The sequence below is a fragment of the Syntrophales bacterium genome, assembly GCA_030655775.1.
GTDB lineage: Bacteria > Desulfobacterota > Syntrophia > Syntrophales > JADFWA01 > JAUSPI01.
Genome location: JAUSPI010000157.1, coordinates 1 through 2613, shown reverse-complemented (window position 1 = coordinate 2613; position 2613 = coordinate 1). Strand labels below are relative to the sequence as shown.

4 protein-coding genes are annotated in these 2613 nt (G+C 40.6%); all 4 read right to left on the bottom strand.

Annotation, left to right across the window (positions count from 1 at the left end):
- Positions 1–385 precede the first annotated feature (385 nt).
- The gene (locus Q7J27_08615; protein ID MDO9529209.1) at positions 386–1366 is read right to left on the bottom strand and encodes a hypothetical protein; all 981 of its coding nucleotides are present in this window, start codon (positions 1364–1366) and stop codon (positions 386–388) included.
- Positions 1363–1842, bottom strand: coding sequence for a site-specific DNA-methyltransferase (locus Q7J27_08610; protein MDO9529208.1), 480 nt, complete (start codon positions 1840–1842; stop codon positions 1363–1365). Before Q7J27_08610 ends, Q7J27_08615 begins: the two co-directional genes overlap by 4 nt.
- Positions 1839–2321 carry a hypothetical protein gene (locus Q7J27_08605; GenBank protein MDO9529207.1) on the bottom strand — a complete coding sequence of 161 codons (483 nt, stop codon included), beginning with the start codon at positions 2319–2321 and terminating at the stop codon, positions 1839–1841. The genes Q7J27_08610 and Q7J27_08605 overlap by 4 nt, the downstream gene beginning before the upstream one ends.
- Positions 2322–2430: 109 nt before the next feature.
- Positions 2431–2613, bottom strand: a 183-nt coding sequence (locus tag Q7J27_08600) for a hypothetical protein (GenBank protein ID MDO9529206.1), incomplete at its 5' end; no start/stop codon positions are given.

The following is a 2613-nucleotide window of genomic DNA, read 5'->3' as shown; positions in this document are numbered from 1 at the left end:
AGATGATGATGATTTTGCTCATCAGACACGCTTCGAGGTTAAGCAGGCAATTGAAGAAGCAGAGGTTATTATTTTTGATCAGATATTGCTTTTGACGGCTCGGAGTATAGGAGGGGTAGTTTTGCCTGTCAAGGGGTATTTTTCATTTAAAAAAAGGGGGTGGTGATGCGGTTGGGCAGTGTATGTTGATTCGCTGCAGTCCTTGTTGAGCAGCCGGCTCACTTTTGGGACGAGTCGCCCGTCAGGAAGGCATTCTTGATCGCCATTCAGACAGACCTTTCCGGCACGCCTCTTTTTTACAATGCGTTATGCTTCGATGTAATCGTCCCATGAGTATTGAGGATCCCCATAGAAGTGATCGTCATGAACGGGGATCTGCGAGACGTCATCCGGGATGGATAGGGCAGCCGCACTGCCTGTAAAGTTCTTGATTTATTTTTTTGAACTGTATTTCTGACAGGAAGCCATTTAACTGTGTAATTTGTGACCAGGCTTGTTTTGTGAGGAATTCTCCCCCGAGTAATGCCGTAAAAATATTCCAAAAGTCACAGTGATTTGAAATATTTTTAAATATATCCAGCGCATCGCTTATCGAAACGCTCTCCTCTATTTTCTCCACAAGGGAAGCTTCGGTATAAAAAGTCTTCAAAATGTGGGCAAAAACAAATTTATTAATCCAGCTTATAAGGTTGGATCGTGCTAAGACTTTCCATGGAGCATTTTCACCATGATATTCGAATCGTACTGCCCGCCACCATAGGTCCACTTCCGCATCGAACTTAGAGCTTCTTGACGCAATTCGTTGAAGATGTTTGGCAACGGATTCAGTGTTGTTTAGTATAATATCAACAATAGTACTTTCCGAGAAGGTATCGACAATAGTTTTGCTTCTTAATATACCCTTGTCAAAGAATTCATTCAAATCTTGAAGTATTTGTTCGAGCAACTCAACCCAGTCATCCCTGTAGGATTCAACCTCATTCCTTCTTGTAATATGGGATAGTTCGGACCAGGTTTTAAGAGGGTTGTAAAGTTCACCCTCTTCCGACACATAAAGTACTGCGGTTGTAATGTTCCAGACAAGAAAGCTATCAAGGCCAAGAATCTTTGCTTTCTTTCTTGCGTTTTCAATTAAATCTGGATCAGTAACGGGAGTATCGGGCATTTTAAGTTCCCATCCCTGAAGAATTCTACCACTCGATTCCTCACCGTATAGTAAAACATCAGGGAAGAGGCTTCCCGATTCGTCCACAATGGTTCTTTCTCCACCGGCTCTTTTGATCGGCCTTCTCACTAACGATGAAATTCTATTTATTTCCGAGATAAGATCAATTGCCCAACTTCTTTCATTATACCTTGTTATCATAATGTATTTAAATTATATGCGTTTTGTTCAAATGTCTCGATAAGCCCTGTTTCCAAAATTGTTTCCGAAACTGCGGCACCTTTAATGCTGTCGTAGGCATCTTTTAACCGTTCTGTTGCCACCGCCATGTAATCAATTTTTTTCTTTTTAAAAAGATGAACTTCCCGGTTTTTCTCAATCCCAATAAAATTACGTCCTTCGAGAAGTGCTGACAAAAGAAAACTGCCGCTCCCAAAGGTATTGTCAAGAATGATATCACCTGGGTTTGTAAATGTTTTAACTAAGTATCTACCAAGCTCAACCGGCTTTTGTGTGGGATGCCAAACGTTACCTTCACTTTCAGATGTCTTGAAGTATACCACATCACACGGGTATCTCTGCCCGTCACTTTTGACGAGCACGGGTTTAAATTCGCCATAGCTTCCCGTAAACTGGTCTTTCCTTACGCCTTTGCTATATGGTTCTCCTCTATTCATCTGAGGATTATATGCGGGTTGTTGTTTATAGAAAATACATATATCTTCATATTTCCTAAGCGGTTGTTTTTTGCGTTAAGAAAATTTGTCGGTTTTGATTTTATCCACACAAACTTGTATTTGTACATTGTGGGGTTGCTCATGGTAAGCATAGCTGTGAATACACCTTGTGCCGTGAGTGCTATGACGCCACGATCCTTAATGATTCTCCTGTATTCCTTCCATAAAAGATCCAAGGGGATCACGCTGTCCCACTTGTTCTGGGTGGTCCCGTAAGGCAAATCGCAGAGGATCATGTCTATTGATTTCGAGGGAATATCTTTCATGACATCCAAACAATTTCCCTCAATTAATGTATTTAAAAATGTATTAATTCGTACTTCTTTCGCAGAGTTACGCTTTTCTTCTTTTCCATTTGTTCTTTCCCACTTTTTTCGGGCTTCTATTTTTCCCTTAGCACCGACAACTTCAGCCACCATAATAGACTTCATATCATCCCTCTAATAATATTACGTTGGTTTTATTTATTTTTAGATTTTGCCATTTCCAAGGTCAAACGGTTCTCTTAAAAGTCTATCGCAATTTTCATTATAGAAAACTTACTTGTGGATCAGCGTACTCTGCCTCCGCCCTCTCAAAAGCCGACCTTGTTCTCATGTCGTAGGCTTTGATATAGTTCCACGCACATCTGACAAGAAATAAATCGTTATCCGAGAAGTCGTTATAGTTCAGAGAACCCCGTTTGATTTTTTTTGGATTAAGGTAACCTGC

Excerpts from the sequence above, each read along its gene's own strand:
- Q7J27_08615 (MDO9529209.1), bottom strand. The coding sequence starts at position 1,366 with ATGATAACAAGGTATAATGAAAGAAGTTGGGCAATTGATCTTATCTCG.
- Q7J27_08610 (MDO9529208.1), bottom strand. The coding sequence starts at position 1,842 with ATGAATAGAGGAGAACCATATAGCAAAGGCGTAAGGAAAGACCAGTTT.
- Q7J27_08605 (MDO9529207.1), bottom strand. The coding sequence starts at position 2,321 with ATGGTGGCTGAAGTTGTCGGTGCTAAGGGAAAAATAGAAGCCCGAAAA.